Here is a 1,669-nt window from a genome sequence, read left to right on the forward strand (position 1 = left end):
GAGTTTTTCAGGAACGGGGTATAGGTGCTGAAAGCGGTCTGGAAGTTTTCCAGGGTGGGGGTGAAAAAGAAGGTGGGAGGGGTGGAGAACGCCTGGGCCTCGGTTTTGAATCCAGCAATGATCATCCACATCAGGGGAAACAGGAACAGCAGCAAGACCAGATAGGTCAGTGAGGTCAGCAGGCTGTTTTGCACACTGGCAAGAATCTTGCGGCTCTGGTCGTTCTGGTGGATGGCAGTGATGTCCTTGACCTGGCTCATGGTCTTGCCCCCTGAATGTTGCGCCCGATGATTTTGAGAATCACCATCGCAACCAGATTGGTGAAAAGCACCGCAATGACCCCGGCAGCAGAGGCCAGACCGATGTTGTACTCCGCAAAGGCCTTCTGGTAGATGAAGTAGGGAATGGTGGTCGTCGAGATTCCAGGCCCACCTGAAGTTGCAGTGTAAATCTCCCCGTAGACCTGCATCAGGAAAATGGTTTCCAGCAGGATCACCACCTCCAGGGAACGCATCCAGTTGGGAACAATCACATACCAGAACTCCTGCAGTGGACTGGCCCCATCGAGCCTTGCAGCTTCAAGTTGCTCCTCAGGGATGCCCTGCAATCCGGTGAGTAGAATCAGGGCGGCAAAGGGGGTCCATTCCCAGGTGACCATCGCAATGATGGACTGCATGGGGTACTGCGAGAGGTAATCCACCACGGGCAAACCCAGTTGCTGGCTGAGCCATCCCAGAAAGCCAAAGACGGGGTTCATCAGCATGTTCTTCCAGACCACTGCGGTGACCACGGGCATCACCAGGAAGGAACTGATGAACAGCGTTCGGACCACGCCACGCCCCAGAAAACGGCGGTTCAGCAGCAGGGCCATGCCGCCGCCGATCACCACAGTGAGGACCACCACCGAGAGCATCAGCACAACAGTGTTGAGGATCACCTGCAGGTTCTGGGATTCGGTGAAAAGCGAAAGGTAATTCTGGACGCCAATGAAGGGCCTGCTGTCAGGCACGGCCAGATTCCACCTGAAAAAGCTGTAGTACACCGTCATCAGGAAAGGAAGCTGGGTGGTGACCATCAGGTAAACCAGGGCAGGAAGCACCAGCAACACTGCAGGGACATTGATGGAGGTGCGCGTTTTTTCGGGCCTGTGAACGGTGCCTGGATTGCTGAGCATGAAATCTCCTTTCCGGGAGGAGAAGGGGGAAGAGGAGGGTGTGAAACCCTCCTCTCAGGGTGAGGTCAGCCAGAGAAAGTAGAAGGTGAGGGGCTGACCTGCTGTGGCATCAGGAAGATGGAAGACATCAAGAAGTTGAAGTGAAACTGCATTGCCACAGCGGTTTTTGCATGGGGCTGACTGCAGGAGAGGGACAGTCAGCCTTTCAGGAATCACTTCTTGTAGCCGCCTTCGGTGCTGACCCTGCTGGCAGCAGCCTGTCCCTGGGAGAGGGCCTGATCGACGGTCATCTGACCGGAGAGCACGCCAGCAAGGTACTGCCCAACCTGCGTTCCCAGCGCCTGGAACTCGGGGATGGCGACAAACTGCACGCCAGTGTAGGGCACAGGGTCCTTGGTGGGACGGGTCGGATCGGCACGGTTGATGGAGTCCAGCACGATGTTGGCGAAGGCTCCCGCAGCTTTTTGATACTCCGCGCTGGCATAGGTGGATTTT

At 56.4% G+C, this 1,669-nt stretch carries 1 protein-coding gene and 2 pseudogenes; all 3 read right to left on the reverse strand.

The features are described from left to right. A pseudogene (locus DC3_RS28715) lies at positions 1 to 260 on the reverse strand (carbohydrate ABC transporter permease); the annotation flags it as partial. Then, on the reverse strand, positions 257 to 1,174 hold the full coding sequence (locus DC3_RS28720; protein ID WP_146892246.1) for a carbohydrate ABC transporter permease: 918 nt from the start codon (positions 1,172 to 1,174) through the stop codon (positions 257 to 259). The pseudogene DC3_RS28715 and the gene DC3_RS28720, both read right to left, overlap by 4 nt. A gap of 212 nt (positions 1,175 to 1,386) precedes the next feature. After that, positions 1,387 to 1,669 (reverse strand): annotated as a pseudogene (locus DC3_RS28725) (sugar ABC transporter substrate-binding protein); the annotation flags it as partial.

This window comes from Deinococcus cellulosilyticus NBRC 106333 = KACC 11606 (assembly GCF_007990775.1).
Taxonomy (GTDB): domain Bacteria; phylum Deinococcota; class Deinococci; order Deinococcales; family Deinococcaceae; genus Deinococcus_C; species Deinococcus_C cellulosilyticus.

Excerpts from the sequence above, each read along its gene's own strand:
- DC3_RS28720 (WP_146892246.1), bottom strand. The coding sequence starts at position 1,174 with ATGCTCAGCAATCCAGGCACCGTTCACAGGCCCGAAAAAACGCGCACC.